Annotated in this window: 17 protein-coding genes and 2 pseudogenes; 12 read left to right on the top strand and 7 right to left on the bottom strand. The window is 64.0% G+C overall.

What is annotated here, in order from left to right:
* Positions 1-85 precede the first annotated feature (85 nt).
* Complete coding sequence (locus tag APH27_RS04295; protein ID WP_060484079.1) at positions 86-1,078, bottom strand: bile acid:sodium symporter family protein; 993 nt, start codon at positions 1,076-1,078, stop codon at positions 86-88.
* A gap of 119 nt (positions 1,079-1,197) precedes the next feature.
* Between APH27_RS04295 and ampC the strand changes: the two genes are divergently transcribed.
* The 3 genes from ampC (at position 1,198) to APH27_RS04310 (ending at position 3,474) form a co-directional block, all read left to right on the top strand.
* Positions 1,198-2,334, top strand: coding sequence for a class C beta-lactamase (gene ampC, locus APH27_RS04300; protein ID WP_060484080.1), 1,137 nt, complete (start codon positions 1,198-1,200; stop codon positions 2,332-2,334).
* A 295-nt stretch (positions 2,335-2,629) separates the two neighbouring features.
* A complete protein-coding gene (locus APH27_RS04305; protein ID WP_027916800.1) occupies positions 2,630-2,962 on the top strand; it encodes a hypothetical protein in 333 nt (110 codons plus the stop codon).
* An 89-nt stretch (positions 2,963-3,051) separates the two neighbouring features.
* On the top strand, positions 3,052-3,474 hold the full coding sequence (locus tag APH27_RS04310; protein WP_027916801.1) for a group II truncated hemoglobin: 423 nt from the start codon (positions 3,052-3,054) through the stop codon (positions 3,472-3,474).
* Here the strand turns inward: APH27_RS04310 and APH27_RS04315 are convergent.
* The 4 genes from APH27_RS04315 to APH27_RS04330 all read right to left on the bottom strand — a co-directional run bounded on the left by APH27_RS04315 (position 3,465) and on the right by APH27_RS04330 (position 5,657).
* Complete coding sequence (locus APH27_RS04315) at positions 3,465-3,767, bottom strand: hypothetical protein (RefSeq protein ID WP_060484081.1); 303 nt, start codon at positions 3,765-3,767, stop codon at positions 3,465-3,467. The genes APH27_RS04310 and APH27_RS04315 overlap by 10 nt on opposite strands.
* 160 nt (positions 3,768-3,927) lie before the next feature.
* Positions 3,928-4,116 (bottom strand): hypothetical protein, encoded by a 189-nt coding sequence (locus APH27_RS04320; RefSeq protein ID WP_027916803.1) that lies wholly within the window; start codon positions 4,114-4,116, stop codon positions 3,928-3,930.
* A gap of 137 nt (positions 4,117-4,253) precedes the next feature.
* Positions 4,254-4,574, bottom strand: a complete 321-nt coding sequence (locus APH27_RS04325; RefSeq protein ID WP_060484082.1) for a YbjQ family protein — start codon at positions 4,572-4,574, stop codon at positions 4,254-4,256.
* A 195-nt stretch (positions 4,575-4,769) separates the two neighbouring features.
* The gene (locus APH27_RS04330) at positions 4,770-5,657 is read right to left on the bottom strand and encodes an EamA family transporter (RefSeq protein ID WP_060484083.1); all 888 of its coding nucleotides are present in this window, start codon (positions 5,655-5,657) and stop codon (positions 4,770-4,772) included.
* A 235-nt stretch (positions 5,658-5,892) separates the two neighbouring features.
* Here APH27_RS04330 and APH27_RS04335 point away from each other — a divergent pair, with 235 nt between their 5' ends.
* Positions 5,893-7,290: a cytosine permease gene (locus APH27_RS04335; RefSeq protein WP_060484084.1), complete on the top strand. Its 1,398-nt coding sequence runs from the start codon at positions 5,893-5,895 to the stop codon at positions 7,288-7,290.
* A gap of 137 nt (positions 7,291-7,427) precedes the next feature.
* On the opposite strand, the pseudogene APH27_RS04340 reads toward APH27_RS04335, so the two are convergent.
* Together APH27_RS04340 and APH27_RS04345 are read right to left on the bottom strand one after the other, a co-directional pair.
* Positions 7,428-8,195 (bottom strand): annotated as a pseudogene (locus tag APH27_RS04340) (class II aldolase/adducin family protein); the annotation flags it as partial.
* A gap of 126 nt (positions 8,196-8,321) precedes the next feature.
* The gene (locus tag APH27_RS04345) at positions 8,322-9,365 is read right to left on the bottom strand and encodes an ABC transporter substrate-binding protein (protein ID WP_060484085.1); all 1,044 of its coding nucleotides are present in this window, start codon (positions 9,363-9,365) and stop codon (positions 8,322-8,324) included.
* Between the two features lie 188 nt (positions 9,366-9,553).
* On the opposite strand from APH27_RS04345, the gene APH27_RS04350 reads away from it, so the two are divergent.
* The 8 genes and pseudogenes from APH27_RS04350 (at position 9,554) to APH27_RS04385 (ending at position 18,687) form a co-directional block, all read left to right on the top strand.
* Complete coding sequence (locus APH27_RS04350; protein ID WP_060484086.1) at positions 9,554-11,506, top strand: FAD-dependent oxidoreductase; 1,953 nt, start codon at positions 9,554-9,556, stop codon at positions 11,504-11,506.
* A gap of 39 nt (positions 11,507-11,545) precedes the next feature.
* The gene (locus tag APH27_RS04355) at positions 11,546-12,148 is read left to right on the top strand and encodes a helix-turn-helix domain-containing protein (protein WP_060484087.1); all 603 of its coding nucleotides are present in this window, start codon (positions 11,546-11,548) and stop codon (positions 12,146-12,148) included.
* An 82-nt stretch (positions 12,149-12,230) separates the two neighbouring features.
* Positions 12,231-12,497, top strand: a pseudogene (locus APH27_RS04360) (NAD(P)/FAD-dependent oxidoreductase); the annotation flags it as partial.
* A 133-nt stretch (positions 12,498-12,630) separates the two neighbouring features.
* Positions 12,631-13,470: a glutathione-dependent disulfide-bond oxidoreductase gene (gene yghU / locus APH27_RS04365; protein ID WP_060484088.1), complete on the top strand. Its 840-nt coding sequence runs from the start codon at positions 12,631-12,633 to the stop codon at positions 13,468-13,470.
* 141 nt (positions 13,471-13,611) lie between these two features.
* On the top strand, positions 13,612-15,315 hold the full coding sequence (locus APH27_RS04370) for an amidase (RefSeq protein ID WP_027916813.1): 1,704 nt from the start codon (positions 13,612-13,614) through the stop codon (positions 15,313-15,315).
* A 184-nt stretch (positions 15,316-15,499) separates the two neighbouring features.
* Positions 15,500-16,177, top strand: coding sequence for a transcriptional regulator (locus APH27_RS04375; protein ID WP_060484089.1), 678 nt, complete (start codon positions 15,500-15,502; stop codon positions 16,175-16,177).
* Positions 16,174-17,103, top strand: coding sequence for a pyridoxal-phosphate dependent enzyme (locus APH27_RS04380; protein ID WP_060484090.1), 930 nt, complete (start codon positions 16,174-16,176; stop codon positions 17,101-17,103). The genes APH27_RS04375 and APH27_RS04380 overlap by 4 nt, the downstream gene beginning before the upstream one ends.
* A gap of 486 nt (positions 17,104-17,589) precedes the next feature.
* A complete protein-coding gene (locus APH27_RS04385) occupies positions 17,590-18,687 on the top strand; it encodes a carboxynorspermidine decarboxylase (protein WP_027916816.1) in 1,098 nt (365 codons plus the stop codon).
* The last annotated feature ends 2 nt before the right edge of the window (positions 18,688-18,689 follow it).

An 18,689-nucleotide genomic window follows, 5' to 3' on the forward strand; every position in this document is an offset into this window, starting at 1 on the left:
GGATATTCACCAAGCTCGAAGGTGGTGCAGTACCTGTGGGAGCGGGTTTACCCGCGAAAAGGCCAGTACAGACAACATGAAGCTATCAGGAAGAAGCGGTAGCGCCCTCAGCCGCCTGCTCACGGCTGGCATAGCGCTGCGCCAGTACCGCACACACCATCAGCTGGATCTGGTGGAACAGCATCAGCGGCAGGATCATCGCGCCGATGCCGCTACCCACGAACAACACCTGCGCCATCGGCACCCCGGTCGCCAGGCTCTTCTTGGAGCCGGCAAACAGGATGGTGATGCGGTCTTCCAGGTTGAAGCCCAGTACCTTGCCCAGCATTCGCGTACCGAACAGCACCACCGCCAGCAGGATACCGCAGACGGCGAACAGCCCCGCCAGGTGCTGTGGCGACACGGTGTGCCACAGGCCGGTGACCACGGCCTCGCTGAACGCGGTGTAGACAACCAGCAGGATCGAACCTTGGTCCACGATCTTGAGCCAGCGGGCATTCTTCTTGACCCAGGCACCGATCCAGCGCCGTGCGATCTGCCCGGCCACGAACGGCACCAGCAGCTGCAGGGTAATTTTCAACACGGCATCCAGCCCCGAACCGGTATCGCCACTGGCCCCCAGCAGCAGCATGACCAGCAGCGGCGTCAGGAAGATACCGATCAGGCTGGAAGCGGCAGCGCTGCAGATGGCCGCAGGCACGTTGCCGCGGGCCAGCGAGGTGAAGGCGATGGCCGACTGCACGGTGGCCGGCAGCGCGCACAGGTACAGCACGCCCAGGTACAGCTCGTTGCCCACCAGCGGCACGAACAACGGTTTGAACGCCAGACCCAGCAGCGGGAACATCACGAACGTGCAGGAGAACACCAGCAGATGCAGACGCCAGTGGCCAGCACCGGCGATGATCGCCTCGCGCGACAGCTTGGCACCGTGCAGGAAAAACAACAGGCCGATCGCCAGGTTGGTCAACCAGCCAAAATACACCGCGCCGTCGCCCGAGCAAGGCAGCACGGTGGCGATCAGTACCACCCCGAGCAGGCATAGGGTGAAGTTGTCGAACAACATGCGCAAATACTTCATAACGTTTTCCATCTTGTCGTTGTGCAAGGGCAGACGATAAGGTCTGAGGCTTTTTCCTGCTAACGCCGGAACCCCCATCGGTGTCGCTCAACGGACACTCTCACAAATAGGACCTTTGCATGCCACGTGTACGTCTCGCCCCACTGCTCATCCTGTTCGGCCTCGCCTCGGCGCACGCTGCCGGGCCGATGCAGGCCAAAGTGGACGAAGTTATCCGGCCCCTGATGAAAGAGCAGGACATCGCCGGCATGGCCGTGGCGGTCTACGTCAACGGTCAGGCCCACTACTTCAATTATGGCGTGGCCAGCAAAGCCGACAGCAAGGCGGTAACTGCCGACACGCTGTTCGAGATCGGCTCGCTGAGCAAGACCTACACGGCCACCCTCGCCGCCCTGGCCAGCGCCGAAGGCAAGCTCGACCTGAACGCCCCAGCCCGGCGCTACCAGCCAGCGCTTGCCGGTGCGCCTCTAGGCGACCTCAGCGTGCTGGAGTTCGGGGCCTACAGCGCCGATTGCCTGCCATTACAGTTCCCGGACGCAGTGCAGACGCCACAACAGACGCTGGCATTCTTCCGCAATTGGCAGCCGCGCAGCGAGCACGGCACCCAGCGTTGCTACTCCAACCCGAGCCTGGGCCTGTTCGGCGACCTTGCGGCGCGTGCGCAGCAGCGCACCTTCGCCGATGTCATGACCAGGCACCTGTTGCCGGAGCTGGGCTTGCGACACACGTACCTGCAGGTACCACAAAGCGAGCAAGGCCTGTATGCCCAGGGCTATGACGCGCAGAACCGCCCCGTGCGGGTCAGCCCTGGCCCGTACGCCGACGAAGCCTATGGCATCAAGACCAGCGCCAGCGACCTGCTGCGTTACCTGCGCCTGAACATGCAAGCGACCGAACTTGCAGCGCCACTGCGCAAAGCCATCGCCATCACCCAGGCCGGTTACTTCAGCGTCGGCAACATGACCCAGGGCCTGGGCTGGGAGCGCTACCCCTACCCGGTCAGCCTGGACACCCTGGTCGATGGCAATAGCCCGCGGCTGATCCGCGAACCCCAGGCCACTCAGCGCCTGAACCCGCCTCTGCCTGCACTGCCGGCGGCCTGGTACAACAAGACCGGCTCCACCAACGGCTTCGGCGTCTACGCCGCCTTCGTCCCAGCCGAAGGCAAGGCCATCGCCCTGCTCGCCAACCGCAATTACCCTAATGAAGCCCGTGTGCGCGCGGCCTTCCAGATCCTGTCCAATTTTGACCGCTAAGTCACCGCCAGATGGATTGTCAGACAACATGTAGTGAGAAAAAATATTCACTACAAAACCATTGACGCCATTCCTCGCCCTTGTGCATGATGAAGCCGTCTCCCTGATCGGGAGCGGTGGCAAGGGTGTTCCAGACGGTTTGCGCGGTAACGCAGGCCGTCCGTGGAGAGGGAATCTGTCCAAAAGGCAGCGTGAGAAAGCCCCTGTTGCGATGCTGCTGTAGCAGCCTTGGTAGTGCGCTACAACCTGTGGCGCCAACTGTGACAATCAACAACAAATAGGTGATGGGGGCTTTATGATGAACTTGAACAACAATCCGACAATCGACCAATTGGCCCAGCTGTTCGCAGTACGCAAGGACAGCCTCGACGACCACCTGCTGTGGGTCAGCCAGACCGGCGAGGTGCGCATCGACCGCCTGCCGCCAAACACTGTCGAAGATGAATTTGAAGCGCACCTGCCTAGCATGCGCGCACGCTTCAAGGTCTACCGCCGCGGCCAGGGCTACGTCGGCAAGAAGGCCGCCGCCGATACCGAGTTCGTCGGCCGCGTCCTGCAGACCCTGCAACAAGAATGGCCCGCCGCCCGTGAGCGGCAGGCAGTCAAGGTGATCGAACCGCTGAACTGAGGGTTCGCCACCACTTACGGAGCCCGGCCTGCATAGGCCGGGCTTTTTCATGCCTGCTAGAATGCCGGCCCGTGATTGTGGAGCCCAGCATGACTACCCCTGCATATGGCACTGGCGACGCTTCGTACCAGGCCGCTGGCGGCATCGACGGCCTGCGCCGACTGGTCGACGACTTCTACCGGCTGATGGACCAGAACCCAGTCGCCGCCCCGGTGCGGCAGATGCACCCGGCCGATCTCGCTGGCTCGCGCGACAAGCTGGCGTGCTTCCTCAGTGGCTGGCTGGGCGGGCCACCGCTGTACGCCGAACGCTATGGCTCGATCGGTATCCCGTCGTTCCATGCGCAATGGCCGATCGACGCGCAACACGCGGGAATCTGGCTGACGTGCATGCGCGATGCAATTGCCTTGCAGCCTTGGGAGCCGGCTTTCGCCGACTACCTGCTGCGCCAGCTTCAGGTGCCGGCCCAGCGCATCGTCCAGGCCGCCAGCGCGCGCCACCCTCAGGCCTGAAGGCGCCGCGGCACCACGGGCAACGGCAACGCACCCGTGGCCAGCGCCCGAGCCCGGTCTACTCCCCACACCAGCGCGCGGGTCATGGTTTCGCCCGGCCGCGCCGGGTAGTACTCCTCCAGCAGCGCCCTGCCGTCCTGGCCGTACAGCCCGAGGAACAGCTGCGTGGCGCCGAGCCGCGACAGACGCACCTGGATGTCCAGCGTGGTGCCGTCGCTGAGTACTTCGTCGTGGCAGCGGCTATGCAACTGTGCATCGGCCCACTGCCAATAGGTCTCGTCCCTGACTCGCATGGAAAATCAATCCTCTCTTTCCTGAATGCCGCGCCAGAAGACCACAACTGCGCAAGCGCCGCGAGGGCAACTCGCGGTTACCATGAGCAGGATCAAGCAACACCAACAAAAACCCCGCCATCGGGCGGGGTTGTGTGAGCAGGTTCACTTTTTCGCAGGCTTACTTTCTGGCCGGCACCCTTGGCGTGAAGCGGCCCTTCTTGCTGCGCTGCAGGTGGGCTGGCTTGAGGTCTTCTGATTCATCCAGGGTCATGTGGGCAAAGCCCAGGCGAAATGCCGCCTGCCCACAACGCACCTGGCTGTTGATCGGGAATGCATCATTCGTGTCTTCGAAAAAGGACTCGCTCATGCCCTGTCTCCATGTCAGTGGCGACCGCGTCGGCCAACAACGGGCTGACCTGAAAAACGCGACCTGTGACTGTGAGACTAGCCGGTCACAAGCGGACTGCCCGGCCAAACCCGGCAGACCCGACCAGTGGCATTTAGCTACCTCAGCCGCACGGCAGTACCGGTGGCGAACACCACGACCATGCCCCCTTGCACTGACGGCATGCTGATCTCGAAGTCCACGCCCACCACTGCATCGGCTTGCAACTGCCGTGCCCGCGCCTTGAGCTCCTCGGTGGCCTGCTCGCGGGCCTCGCGCAGGGCGCTTTCCAGGGTCTGCGAACGGCCACCGAAGACGTCACGAAAACGGGTGAAGAAATCGCGCACGAAGTTGATGCCCTGCACCGATTCGGAGCTGACCACGCCAAGGTACTCGGCAATCGGGCGGCCTTCGAGCTGGCTGGTAGTAGAGATGATCATGCTGAGCTCCTTGGCCTTGCAAAAAAAAACCAAGTCTACCAAACGCCAAAAACCAATCGCCGGCAACCAGCGCTCACAAATGATTCACGGTTTTTCAGGTGTATGCAGTAGCTGTGGGCGCTTCTGTCATGCTCAACGTCTAAAACCTGGCCGATCCATGTGGGCGCCGCGCTTGCCGGCGATGGGGCCTTCAGCTCATTGCGCGCTGGCCGCCCGCAGGCGCTGCCCCAGCTTCGCCCCGAACACATTGACCAGCAGGCCGAGCATCACCAGCAGTGCCCCCCACCCTTGCACCGCCGTCAGCCGCTCACCCAGCAACCAGGCCGAGGAGCTGAGGCCAATCACCGGCACCAGCAGCGAAAACGGCGCCACTTTGCCTGCCGGGTGGCGCGACAGCAACTGGCTCCACAAGCTGTAGCCGAGCATGGTGGCAACGAACGCCAGGTAAGCCAGTGCCAGCACCGAGCTCCAACCGATATTGGCCAGCGAGTGGCCGATCCGCTCCGGCCCTTCCAGCCACCACGACAAGGCCAGGAAGGGCAACGGTGGAATCAACCCGCCCCAGATCACCAGCGCCACCAGGTCCACCGAGCCAAAGCGGCGGGTGATGATGTTGCCCATGCCCCACATGGCCCCGCCACACAAGGTCAGCAGCAACGCCAACAGCGGCACATGGCCACTGTCTTCACTGCCGATCAGCGCCAGGCCGCTGGCGGCGACCAGCAACCCCAGCACACTGGCCAGACGCAGGCGCTCACCAAGGAACAGCGCGGCAAAGCCGAGGGTAAAGAACGCCTGTGACTGCAGCACCAGCGACGCCAGGCCCGGCGGCATGCCGCTGTACATGGCCTGGAAAAGGAAGGCGAACTGGCCCAGGGAGATGGTCGCGCCATAGGCAATCAGCCAGCGCCATGGCAGCTTCGGCCGCTTGACCAGAAGAACCGCCGGAAACGCCACCAGCAAAAAGCGCAACGCCCCCAGCAGCATCGGCGGCAAGCCATCGAGGCCGACCTTGATGACCACGAAATTGACTCCCCAGGCGACAATCACCACCAGGGCGATCAGCAGGTCCTTGAGCGGCATTGCAGCTTCCTTCTTCAGGCGTTCTAGACATATTTCGTAACAGCATAAGGCCATTTTCCCGCCAGGGACCAGCACAGTTGTGGCCAACCCTTGCACAACAGATTGGCTGTTATGCCCTTGCAGGCTTCACTTGACCCTACTTGTATAGACATGCTCATATCAGGCAGACGCCATCTGCGCGGCCTGCAGGCGTCACCCTTTCCCTGACACAAAAACAATGAAGTGGAGCCCACAAATGTCTCGCAAATCCGTGCTCGAACGGCGCTCTATCGATTACATTCCCGAAGCCGAGCGCCATGGCAAGCTGTACAGCCAATTCACCCTGTGGCTCGGTGCCAACCTGCAGATTACCGCCATCGTCACGGGCGCCCTGGCCGTGGTGCTGGGCGGCGACGTGTTCTGGTCGTTGATCGGCCTGCTGCTAGGCCAGCTCATCGGCGGCGCGGTCATGGCCCTGCATGCGGCCCAGGGCCCGCGCCTTGGCCTGCCGCAGATGATCTCCAGCCGCGTGCAGTTCGGTGTCTATGGCGCGGCCATCCCGATGGTGCTGGTGTGCCTGATGTACCTGGGCTTCACCGCCACCGGCACGGTGCTGTCCGGGCAAGCCATCGGCCAGTTGCTGAGTGTCAGCGATAGCACCGGCATCCTCATCTTCGCCTCGGTGATCGTGCTCGCCACCCTGGCCGGCTATCGCGTGATCCACTGGATCGGCCGGGTCGCCAGCGTGCTGGGCATCATTGCCTTCGTGTACCTGTTCAGCCGCATCCTCATGCTTGCCGACATCGGCCAACTGCTTGAAAACCGCCACTTCAGCTGGGCCACCTTCCTGCTCGCGGTGTCGCTGGCCGCCTCCTGGCAGATCGCCTTCGGCCCCTACGTGGCGGATTACTCTCGCTACCTGCCGAGCAGCACCTCGCCGGTGAAGACCTTCCTCGCCGCCGGCCTGGGTTCGGTCATCGGCGCCCAAGCGTCGATGATCCTCGGCGTGTTCGCCGCAGCGATTGCCGGCGGGGAGTTTTCCGGACGTGAAGTGGCCTACATCGTCGGCCTCGGCGGGGCCGGCACCACCGCTGCGCTGCTGTACTTCAGCATCGCCTTCGGCAAGGTGACCATCTCGACGCTGAACTCCTACGGCAGCTTCATGTGTATCGCCACCATCATCAGCGGCTTTCGTGGCCACCTGGCGATCAGCCGCGTTCAGCGCCTGGTGTTCGTGCTGGCCATCGTCGGCGCCGCCACCCTGGTAGCCCTGCTCGGCCAGCATTCGTTCCTCAGTGCATTCAAGTCGTTCATCCTGTTCCTGCTGACCTTCTTCGTGCCCTGGAGCGCGGTCAACCTGGTGGACTATTACTTCATCACCAAAGAGCGCTACGACATCCCGGCCCTGGCCGACCCCGAGGGACGCTACGGCCGCTGGAACTGGCCTGGCATCAGCGTCTACACACTCGGCGTGCTGGTGCAGATGCCGTTCATCGATACCAAGCTGTACACCGGCCCAATGGTCGCGCACCTGGGTGGCGTGGATGTGTCATGGCTGATCGGGCTGGTGGTGCCTAGCGTGCTGTACTACTGGGTGGCGCGCCGGCGGGCCGCAGAGGCACCGGCCAGCATGAGCGTGCCGCGGGCGCGCTGATCGCGTTGCCACCGAAACTGAACGCGCGAATGGCCGTGTACCAAGATCGCCAGTGCCGGCCCTTCGCGGATAAATCCGCTCCTACAACAAGTCCACTGGCGTTGCAGGAGCGGATTTATCCGCGAACGAGTGGTTAGTCAGTTTCGATAATCAGGCGCAATCCGCTCCAGCATTCGCAACAAAGCCCCCCAGGCCAGTTGCAGCGCATCCGGGTCATTCAGCTCGCCCTGTTTCAAGCCCCGCATCGGCTCATTGAACTGCCGTTCGGTATGCGCGCACACCGCTTCCGGGGGCAGTACCAGCGGCCCGGCACTCTGCGCCGCCAGCTGGATCTCGCAGGCCTTCTCCAGGTAATACATGCGCAGAAACGCCTCGGCCACCGAGCGCCCGGTGGTCAACAGGCCATGGTTGCGCAAAATCATCACCGGTTTGTCGCCCAGGTCCGCCACGAGCCGTTGCTGCTCATCCAGGTCCAGGGCAATGCCTTCGTAAGCGTGGTAGGCGACCTTGCCATGGAACTCCATCGACATCTGGTTGACCGGCAGCAACCCGCACTCCAGCGCCGCCACCGCGCAACCGGCGCGGGTGTGGGTGTGCAGCACGCACTGGGCATCCTCGCGGGCGGCATGGATGGCGCTGTGGATGACGAACCCGGCCGGGTTGACCGGGTGTTCGGTGGGCTCTACCGGCTGGCCCTGCAGGTCGATTTTCACCAGGCTCGACGCGGTGATTTCGTCGAACAACAGGCCATAGGGGTTGATCAGGAAATGGTGCTCGGGGCCTGGCAGGCGCAGCGAAATATGGGTGAAGATCAGGTCCGACATGCGGAAATGGGCAATCAGGCGGTAGCATGCGGCCAGTTGCTGGCGCAGGGTCTGTTCCGTGGCGGTCATGGTTGTTCTTCCTGTTGTTTTTTTGGCTGCTGTTCAGCCCATCGCCGGCAAGCCAGCGCCCACACGTACCGCGCAGGTTTGCGTGTGCGGCGGCTGGCATGCCGGCGATGGGCAGCAACGCGGCCCCGATAAGCTACATCATTTACTGGCCCAGGCATTGAAGCGCTGTTCCAGCTCTTCGCCATGGTCGACCCAGAACTCCACATTCATCGCCAGCGCGCCCTGCAGGTTTTCTGGCGAGGTCGGCACCCAGCTGGCCAGCGCCGGGTCAAGCTTGGCCGCCGCCTGGGTGTTGGTCGGCCCATAGGGGATCTGCTCGACATAACGCACCTGGGTATCCGGCTGGTTGGCATAGCTGATCAGCCGCTTGGCCTGATCGACATGCTTGGAGCCCTTGATGATTGCCCAATAGTCCATTCCATACAGGCTACCGGGCCAGACCACCGCCAGCGGGCTGCCCTGCTGCGCGGCCACGGCGATGCGGCCGCTGTAGGTCGAGGTCATCACCACATCACCCGCCGTGAGCCATTGCGCCGGCTGCGCGCCAGCATCCCACCACTGGATATACGGCTTGAGTTCAGTCAGCTTGGCAAAGGCACGTTCGACACCTGCCGGGGTCGACAGGACCTTGTACACGTCCTCAACCTTGACCCCGTCCGCCAACAGGGCGAACTCCAGGTTATACACCGCGCGCTTGCGCAGCCCGCGTTTGCCCGGGTACTTCTGCACGTTCCAGAAATCGGCCCAAGAGCTCGGCGCCTGGGCCAGCTTGTTGCGGTCGTAGGCAATCGCCACGCTCCACACCAGCGCTGCCGAGCCGCAGTCCTGGGCGGCAGCAGGGATCAGTTCGGCGGCATGCCCCAGCCGCTGCCAGTCGAGGTGCTCGTAGATCCCTTCGTCGCAGCCGCGCATCAGGTCCGGCCCCTCGATCTGCACCACGTCCCAGTCGACATTACCGGTATCGGCCATCACCTGGATGCGCGCCATCTCGCCGTTGTATTCGCTCTGGATCAACTTGCTGCCGTCCTGGGCGCTGAAAGGCTGGAAGATCGCCACATCCTGGGCTTTCTGACCGGCGCCGCCATAGCCGACCACGACCATCTGCGGCGCCGCTTGCACACTGCCCAGGCCTAGGGCCAACAGCGCTGCGCAAAGGCCGGTATTGCGGGGAAATGCCTGCATCGAGTTGCCTCCTGTCGGTACCTTCCAGCGAGAGCTCGAAGGCCCGTTTCTTGTTTTGGTGAGGTCACGCGCCACTGCCGTGGCTGGGAAAAAGCTAGTCCGGCACCAGTAAAAAAACAAGTTGATTTTTTACTACCGCTACACTTTCATGAGAAAAACAAGAACAACACCGCACCGGAGCCGCCCGCATGACGACCGCCTTCACCCACCTGTTCGAACCCCTGCAGATCCGCGGTAAACGCCTGAAAAACCGCATCATGTCGACCGGCCACGACACCTGCCTGCCCACCGACAACCTGGTCAACGACAAGCTCATCGCCTATCAGCGCGCCCGTGCCGCCGGCGGCGTCGGCCTTATCGTGCTGCAAGTGGCAGGGGTGCACGACAGTGCCCGCTACACTTCGCACGTGCTGATGGCCACCGACGACGCCTGCATCGACGGCTACCGGCGCCTGGCCGAGGCCTGCCATGCCCACGGCACGGTGGTGCTGTCGCAGCTGTTCCATCCGGGGCGGGAGATCATGGAGTCCGCGGACGGCCTGCTGGCGGTGGCCTACTCGGCCTCGTCGGTACCCAACGAACGCTTCCGGGTGATGCCGCGTGCGCTGGACCAGCCGATGATCGACGAGATCGTCCAGGGCTATGCCAGCGCCGCCCGGCGCCTGCACCAGGCCGGCCTGGACGGTGTCGAGGTAGTGGCCAGCCACGGCTACCTGCCAGCGCAGTTCCTTAACCCACGGGTGAACCAGCGCAACGACGGCTACAACGGCGGGCTGGAACAGCGCCTGCGCTTTCTGCGCGAAGTGCTGGCGGCAGTCAGGGCGGCCACCGACGAGCAGTTCATTGTCGGCCTGCGCATCAGTGCCGACGAGCGCGACAGCGAGGGCCTGAGCGAAGACGAGTCACTCGCCGCCGCCCAAGCCCTGCAAGATCAGGTGGACTACCTGCATATCGTCGCCGGCACCTCTGCGTCGTTGGGCGGCGCCGTGCATATCGTGCCGCCCATGGCTGTCGCGCCGGCCTACCTGGCGCGCGAGGCCGGGACCTTCAAGCAGCACCTGAACATTCCGTTGTTCGTCACCGGGCGCATCAACCAGCCGCAGGAAGCCGAACTGATCCTGGCGCGTGGCCAGGCCGACGTGTGTGGCATGACCCGCGCGCTGATCTGCGACCCGCAGATGCCAGCCAAAACCGAAGGCGGCAAGATCGAGAACGTGCGTGCCTGCATCGCCTGCAACCAAGCCTGCATCGGCCACTTCCACAAAGGGCTGCCGATCTCCTGCATCCAGCACCCGGAAACCGGCCGCGAACTGCAGTATGAAACACCGGTTCCCATTACCGTGCGCAAGCGCATCCTGGTGGCCGGGGGCGGCCCCGCCGGCATGAAGGCTGCAGCCGTTGCCGCGGCACGCGGGCATGAGGTCACGCTGTACGAAGCCAGTACACAACTCGGTGGCCAGATACAGCTCGCACAATTGCTGCCGCGGCGCAGCGAGTTCGGCGGCGCCAGTACCAATTTGCAGCGGGAGATGGAACTGGCAGGCGTACGCGTAGTACGTAATACGCGTGTCGACCGCGCCCTGGTCGAGCGTGAACGCCCCGACCTGGTGATTGCCGCTACCGGCGCCACGCCCTATTGGCCATCGTTCGAACGCAGCGGCGAATTGCAGGTGGTGGACGCTTGGCAGGTACTGCGCAACGAGGTCAGCCTCGGCCGCTCGGTGCTGGTGATCGACTGGCGCAGCGACTGGATCGGCCCGGGCATCGCCGAGCGCCTGGTGCGCGACGGCCACCAGGTGCAGCTGGCAGTGAACGGCACCCACTGCGGCGAAAGCCTGCCGCTGTATGTACGCGACCAGCTGGCCGGCGAACTGCACCGCCTGGGCATACCGATCACGCCTTATGCCCGCCTGTACGGCAGCGACGACAACACCGTGTACCTGCAGCACACCGCCAGCGGTGAACCGATGATCTTCGAGGACATCGACAGCCTGGTGCTGTGCCTCGGCCATCAACCGCAGGACACCCTGGCGGCGGAACTGGCAGGCTTGGTGGAGGTACGGCGCATCGGCGACTGCCTGGCCCCACGCACTGTCGAAGAGGCCATCCACGACGGCCTGACAGTTGCCTGGGCGCTCTGAGCCTGTCCATACTGCGGCTTTCCCGATGGACCGAAACGCATGAGCCAGCACCCCCAGATCCCGCCCGCCGCCGAAGATGGCGGCGCCGCGCCGCAGTTCCTCGGCGGCCGCATCCGCGGCTTGCGCAAGCGCCGCGGCATGACCCTGGCAGAGCTGGCGGCGCACAGCGAGCTGACCGCCGGCTACATCAGCCAGCTGGAGCGCAACCTGTCGTACCCGTCGATCCCGGCGCTGTTCAACATCGCCCGCAGCCTCGGCGTGACCATCCAGTGGTTCTTCGCCAGCGAAGCCACTACCGCCCCCGAAGACCAGGGTTACGTGGTGCGGCGCAACAGCCGGCTGAGCGTGCATTACGAGGACGGCATCGTCGACCAGCTGCTGACCCCGCAACCCAACCGCCAGCTGGAGATGCTGCACTCGCGCTTTCCACCGGGCACCTACAGCCAGCAGAGCTACAGCCATGAGGGTGACGAAGCGGGTTATGTGCTCTCGGGCAGTTTCGAGGTATGGGTGGGTGAGCGCCACTTCCTGCTGGCCGAAGGCGACAGCTTCAGCTTCTCCAGCCAGGCGCCACACCGCTATGGCAACCCTGGTGAAGTGGACGCCGTGGTGATCTGGGTAATCACCCCGCCAACATTTTGAAAAGATCTGCCAGCTGGCCCTGTAACATCGTTGACTGCAATTACGGTCTACTGTGTCTTTCTGACGTTCCAGGAGCACAACGATGAACAATATCCTGATCATTGGCACCGGCATCGCCGGCCCATGGAGCGCCCTGAGCGCAATCCGCCAACTGAACCTGCAGGGCCAGCGGGATGCCCAGGTAACGTTGCTGGCGCCGCAGGCCGAACTGCAACAGCCGTTGGCTCAGTGCAACCTGTGCCTGGTACAAGGCACTGCCTCGCATGTCGACGCCGCCGACCGGCGCGTGCACTACCGCACCCAGACAGGTACCCGCTGCAGCCTGCCGTATGACCGGCTGATCGCGGCGCAGCTGTGGCCCTACGCGCCATGCAGCTGACGCCCGCGCCCAATGCATTTGCGCTTTTCTCCGAACCCGTGGCATAGATGCAGGTCCACCGCCTTACGTGGTCGCTTTCGCGCTTTCCAAGGAGAACTTCTGCATGAGCAAGCCCCCTTACGTCCCGCCCAAGGTCTGGCGCAACGATGCCGCGTCCGGCGGCCAGTTCGCCAGCATCAACCGGCCGATCGCCGGGCCGACCCATGACAAGGACCTGCCGGTCGGCAAGCACCCGCTGCAACTGTACTCCCTGGCCACACCCAACGGCGTCAAGGTCACCATCCTCCTCGAAGAGCTGCTCGCCCTGGGCCACAGCGGCGCCGAGTACGACGCCTGGCTGATCCGCATCGGTGAGGGCGACCAGTTCTCCAGCGGCTTCGTCGAGGTCAACCCCAACTCGAAGATCCCCGCCCTGCTCGACCGCAGCGTCGAGCCGCCGGTACGGGTGTTCGAATCTGGCTCGATCCTGCTGCACCTGGCGGAAAAGTTCGGCGCCTTCCTGCCCAAAACCCCGGCCGCACGCACCGAAAGCCTGAACTGGCTGTTCTGGCAGATGGGCTCCGCCCCCTACCTTGGCGGCGGCTTCGGCCACTTCTATGTGTACGCGCCGGAAAAATTCGAGTACGCGATCAACCGCTTTACCATGGAAGCCAAGCGCCAACTCGATGTGCTGGAACGCCGCCTGGCGGTCAGCCGCTACCTCGGTGGCGACGAGTACAGCATCGCCGATATCGCCGTGTGGCCATGGTACGGCCAACTGGTGCGCGGCAACCTGTACGGTGCGGCCGAGTTCCTCGCGGTAGATGAATACCCACACGTGCAGCGCTGGGCCGAAGCCATCGCCCAACGCCCGGCCGTGCAACGTGGCACCCGGGTCAACCGCACCTGGGGTGATGAAGCCAGCCAGGTGCCCGAGCGGCATTCGGCGGCTGACCTGGATTGAACCAAGGGTAACGGGGCCGCTGTGCGGCCCCGACAATGCCCCGTTGCAAAAAACCATTTCTGCGGCGCAAACCTCCCTCCCCCGATCCCTTCTTGTACACTCCTCGCACTAGCCCCAACCTGCACAAATTTTGGTGAAAGCATGATCGAGGTAACCGAGGTTTCCATTGCCGAGCTGCGCGACGCGCTCGAAACCGGCCGCACGACGGCGGTCGAGCTGGTCAAGGCCTACCTGGCACGCATCGACGCCTATGACGGCGCCGACACCGCCACCGCGCTGAACGCCGTGGTAGTGCGCAACCCTGAAGCGCTCAAGGAAGCCGAAGCCTCCGACGCCCGCCGCGCCAAGGGCCAGCCCCTGAGCCCGCTGGATGGCATCCCCTACACCGCCAAAGACAGCTACCTGGTCAAAGGCCTGACTGCCGCTTCCGGCAGCCCGGCATTCAAGGACCTGGTCGCCCAGCGCGACGCCTTCACCATCGAGCGCCTGCGCGCCGCCGGTGCCGTGTGCCTGGGCAAGACCAACATGCCACCGATGGCCAATGGCGGCATGCAGCGTGGCGTCTATGGCCGCGCCGAAAGCCCGTATAACGCCAGCTACCTGACTGCTCCATTCGCCTCTGGCTCGTCAAACGGCGCCGGTACCGCCACCGCCGCCAGCTTCAGCGCCTTCGGCCTGGCCGAGGAAACCTGGTCAAGCGGCCGCGGCCCGGCCTCGAACAACGGCCTGTGCGCCTACACCCCGTCGCGCGGCGTGATCTCGGTGCGCGGCAACTGGCCGCTGACGCCAACCATGGACGTGGTGGTGCCCTACGCCCGGACCATGACCGATCTGCTGGAAATCCTCGACGTCGTGGTCGCCGACGATGCCGACAAGCGCGGCGACCTGTGGCGCCTGCAGCCTTGGGTAGCGATCCCGGCCGCCTCCTCCGTGCGCCCGGCGTCCTACCTTGACCTGGCCGTCGACGCCAGCGCCCTCAAGGGCAAGCGCTTTGGCGTGCCGCGCATGTACATCAACAAGGACGAAGCCGCCGGCACCTCCGAGAAGCCTGGCATCGGCGGCCCGACCGGCCAACGCATCAATACCCGCGACAGCGTCATCGCCCTGTGGCAGCAGGCACGCCTGGCCCTGGAAGCAGCCGGCGCCGAAGTGCTGGAAGTCGACTTCCCGCTGGTGTCCAACTGCGAAGGCGACCGCCCGGGCGCGCCGACCGTTTACAACCGTGGCATCGTCAGCAAGGAATTCCTCCATGACGAACTGTGGGAGCTGTCGGGCTGGGCCTTCGACGACTTCCTGCGTGCCAACGATGACCCGAAACTCAACCGCCTGGCCGATGTCGATGGCCCGCAGATCTTCCCGCACGACCCGGGCACTCTGCCCAACCGTGAGGACGACCTGGCCGCCGGCATGGACGAATACGTCAACATGGCCAAGCGCGGCCTGAAGACCTGGGACCAGATCGAGACACTGCCCGATGGCCTGCGCGGGCTGGAAAAGACCCGCAAGATGGACCTCGAAGACTGGATGGACGCGCAGGGCCTTGACGCCGTGCTGTTCCCGACCGTGGCCGATGTCGGCCCGGCCGACGCCGACGTCAACCCGGCTTCGGCGGACATCGCCTGGAGCAACGGTATCTGGGTGGCCAACGGCAACCTGGCCATCCGTCACCTGGGCGTGCCGACCGTGACCGTGCCGATGGGCGTGATGGCCGATATCGGCATGCCGGTGGGGCTGACCTTTGCCGGCAAGGCGTATACCGACAATGCACTGCTGAGCTTTGCTGCGGCCTTCGAGGCCACTGGCTCGCGCCGTATGATTCCGCCGCGCACGCCAGCCCTGGGCTAATTTACAGGGGCCGCTTGGCGGCCCATTCGCGGGTGAACCCGCTCCCACAGGTACTGCACAGGCCCTGAAGGCGGTGGAGCTCCTGTGGGAGCGGGTTCACCCGCGAATGAGGCTGGAAAAGCCAATCGCAGAATTCAACTTAATGTGCAAAAATACACAATAAGTTGAATTCAGTGATCACCCCATGTCCCCAGCTGAAGAACGCCAGCTCACCCTCACCGTCCTCAAGGCCGCCATCCAGGCCTTGGGCAGCGTTGCCGCGCGCAACATGGAAATCCTCCTGCACGACCTCGACCACCCGGAACACTCCGTCGTGGCGATCGTCAACGGCCATCTCTCGGGCCGCGCAGTTGGCAGCCCGATCCTCGCCGCCCCGGAGCAAGACCAGGGTTTCAAGGCCCTGATGCAGGCCAGCGCCGATCAGCAAGGCGCCGAGCCCGTGGTACTACCCGACTACCCCACCACCCTCAAGGGCCGCACCCTGCGCAGTGCCACGGCCATCTTTCGCGACAGCAGCGGCCACCCGTTCGCCAGCCTGTGCGTCAACACCGACGTCACCGGCCTGGACGCCGCCATGGATTTTCTTCGCCAGCTGCAGCCACTGGGCGCTACGCCGGCCGAGGCCAATGGCAGCGAGCCCGCCGACATGGCGCTGCTGATGGGCGAGATCATCGAAGGCGCGCTGCAACGCAGCGGCCAGGGGCGGATGAACAAACAGGCCAAGGTCGAAGCCGTGCGGGTGATGCAGGAACGCGGCCTGTTCATCGTCAAAGGCGGCGTGGAAAAAGCCGCCGCTGCCCTTGGCGTGACCCGTTACACCATTTACAACTACCTTGAGCAACTGCGCGGAGCGAGCCAATGACCCTGCACATCCACACCCCTCTGATTGAATCCCGCCCGCTGTCGCTGGCCACCGGCGGTGCCGTGTGGCTGAAGCTCGACGCCCTGCAGCCCTGTGGCTCGTTCAAGCTGCGCGGGGTCGGCCACGCCTGCGAGGTGCACCATGCGCGGGGCGCACGCCACTTCGTGTCTTCGTCGGGCGGCAATGCCGGGCTGGCGGTGGCTTATGCAGGGCGCAAGCTGGGGGTGCCGGTGACCGTGGTGGTGCCCGAGACCACCACCGAACGGGCCAGGCAACTGCTGCGCCTGGAAGAAGCCAAGGTGGTGGTACATGGCAGCTCGTGGCAAGAAGCCAATGAACGGGCATTGACGTTGGTCGGTGCAGATGATGCCTTCATTCACCCGTTCGACGACCCACTGCTGTGGGCCGGGCATGCCAGCCTGGTCGACGAAGTCGCGGCAGCCGGGCTCAAGCCGGATGCGGTGGTGCTCTCGGTTGGCGGCGGTGGCTTGCTCAGCGGTGTGGTCGAAGGGTTGCAGCGCAATGGCTGGGGCGATGTGCCAGTGCTGGCCGTGGAGACCACAGGCGCCGCATCGCTGCATGCAGCCATGCAGGCCGGGCAAACGGTGGAACTCGAACGCATCGCCTCGGTGGCCAGCTCGTTGGGCGCAAAGCGCGTGGCCGAACAGGCACTGGCGTGCACCCGCCAGCATCCCGTGCACAGCCACCTGGTCAGTGACCGGGCTGCGCTGGAGGCTTGCGAGCGCTTCCTGCTGGACCATCGGGTGCTGGTGGAGCCGGCGTGCGGCGCGGCGCTGGCGCTGGCTTATGAAGCCGATGCCCTGGCCAGTTACCAGAACGTGCTGGTGGTGGTGTGTGGCGGGGCAACGGCTACGCTGGATCAGATTCAAGAGTGGTTGAAGGTGGTCGATCAAAGGGTGGAATGAACGACGGCATGGCTGCCGGGTTCGTCGTGGCATCTTTAGCGCCTGTGGGACCGAGCGCCGCCCGCGCGGCGCATCGCGGATAAATCCGCTCCTACATCTGTTTCGGACCAGTAACGCCTGTAACAGTCGCGCGCGACCGCCTTGCTCGTACGACGCGATATCGAGCCATGCGCCAAGGCGTTCGCGCGCAAATCTCCCAGGATCAATTGGCCCGAAACAGACGTAGGAGCGGATTTATCCGCGATGCGCCGCGCGGGCGGCGCTCGGTCTCACAGGCGCTGAAAATGCCATGGCAAGCACAAGCCATTGGTCAGCCTGTCATCAAGCTGTTCATTTCCCCCTGTACTACTGAACCCACCACTGCCGAAACATTTCACCTGCAACTACAGCCGCGCAGACGAAATACACCATCCGCCCTTTCGATCTGCGGCAAGTGAAGGCACAATGCGGGTCTTTTTTTTGGCCGGCCTGGCCGGGGGCCTTTAAATGATCAAGACGCCGTACTACCTCATCGACAAAACCAAGCTGCTGAGCAACATGGAGAAGATCGCCTACGTGCGCGAAAACTCCGGTGCCAAGGCACTGCTCGCCCTCAAGTGCTTCGCCACCTGGTCGGTGTTCGACCTGATGCAGCAGTACATGGACGGCACCACCTCGTCCTCGCTGTTCGAGCTCAAGCTCGGCCGCCAGAAATTCGCGGGAGAGACCCACGCCTACAGCGTGGCCTGGGCCGATGACGAAATCGAGGAAATGCTCGAGAACTGCGACAAGATCATCTTCAACTCGATCGGCCAGCTGCAGCGCTTCGCCGAACAGTCCGAAGGCAAGGTCCGCGGCCTGCGCGTCAACCCGCAGGTGAGCAGCTCCGACTACCTGCTGGCCGACCCTGCCCGCCCGTTCAGCCGCCTCGGTGAATGGGACCCGGCAAAGATCGAACAGGTGATCGAGCAGATCTCCGGCTTCATGTTCCACAACAACTGCGAGAACGGTGACTTCAGCCTGTTCGACAAGATGCTGTCGCACATCGAAGAGCGCTTCGGCCACCTGCTGCACAAGGTCGAGTGGGTCAGCCTCGGTGGCGGCATCCACTTCACCGGCGAAGGCTATGCCCTGGACGCCTTCTGCGCGCGCCTGAAAGCCTTCTCGCAGAAGTACGGCGTGCAGGTCTACCTGGAACCAGGCGAAGCCGCCATCACCAACAGCGCCTCGCTGGAAGTGACCGTGCTCGACACCCTGTACAACGGCAAGCACCTGGCCGTGGTCGACAGCTCGATCGAAGCGCACCTGCTCGACCTGCTGATCTACCGCCTCAACGCCAAGATGGCCCCTAACGACGGCGAGCACACCTACATGGTCTGCGGCAAGTCGTGCCTGGCGGGCGACATCTTCGGCGAATACCAATTCGACCGCCCGCTGGCCATCGGCGACCGCCTGTCGTTCATCGACACGGCCGGCTACACCATGGTCAAGAAAAACTGGTTCAACGGTCTGAAGATGCCATCCATCGTGGTCAAGCAGCTCGACGGCAGCGTCGAGGTGGTCCGCGATTTCGGTTTTGAAGACTACGTTTCCAGCCTGTCGTAAGA

The sequence above is a fragment of the Pseudomonas sp. NBRC 111123 genome (assembly GCF_001320205.1).
GTDB lineage: Bacteria > Pseudomonadota > Gammaproteobacteria > Pseudomonadales > Pseudomonadaceae > Aquipseudomonas > Aquipseudomonas putida_J.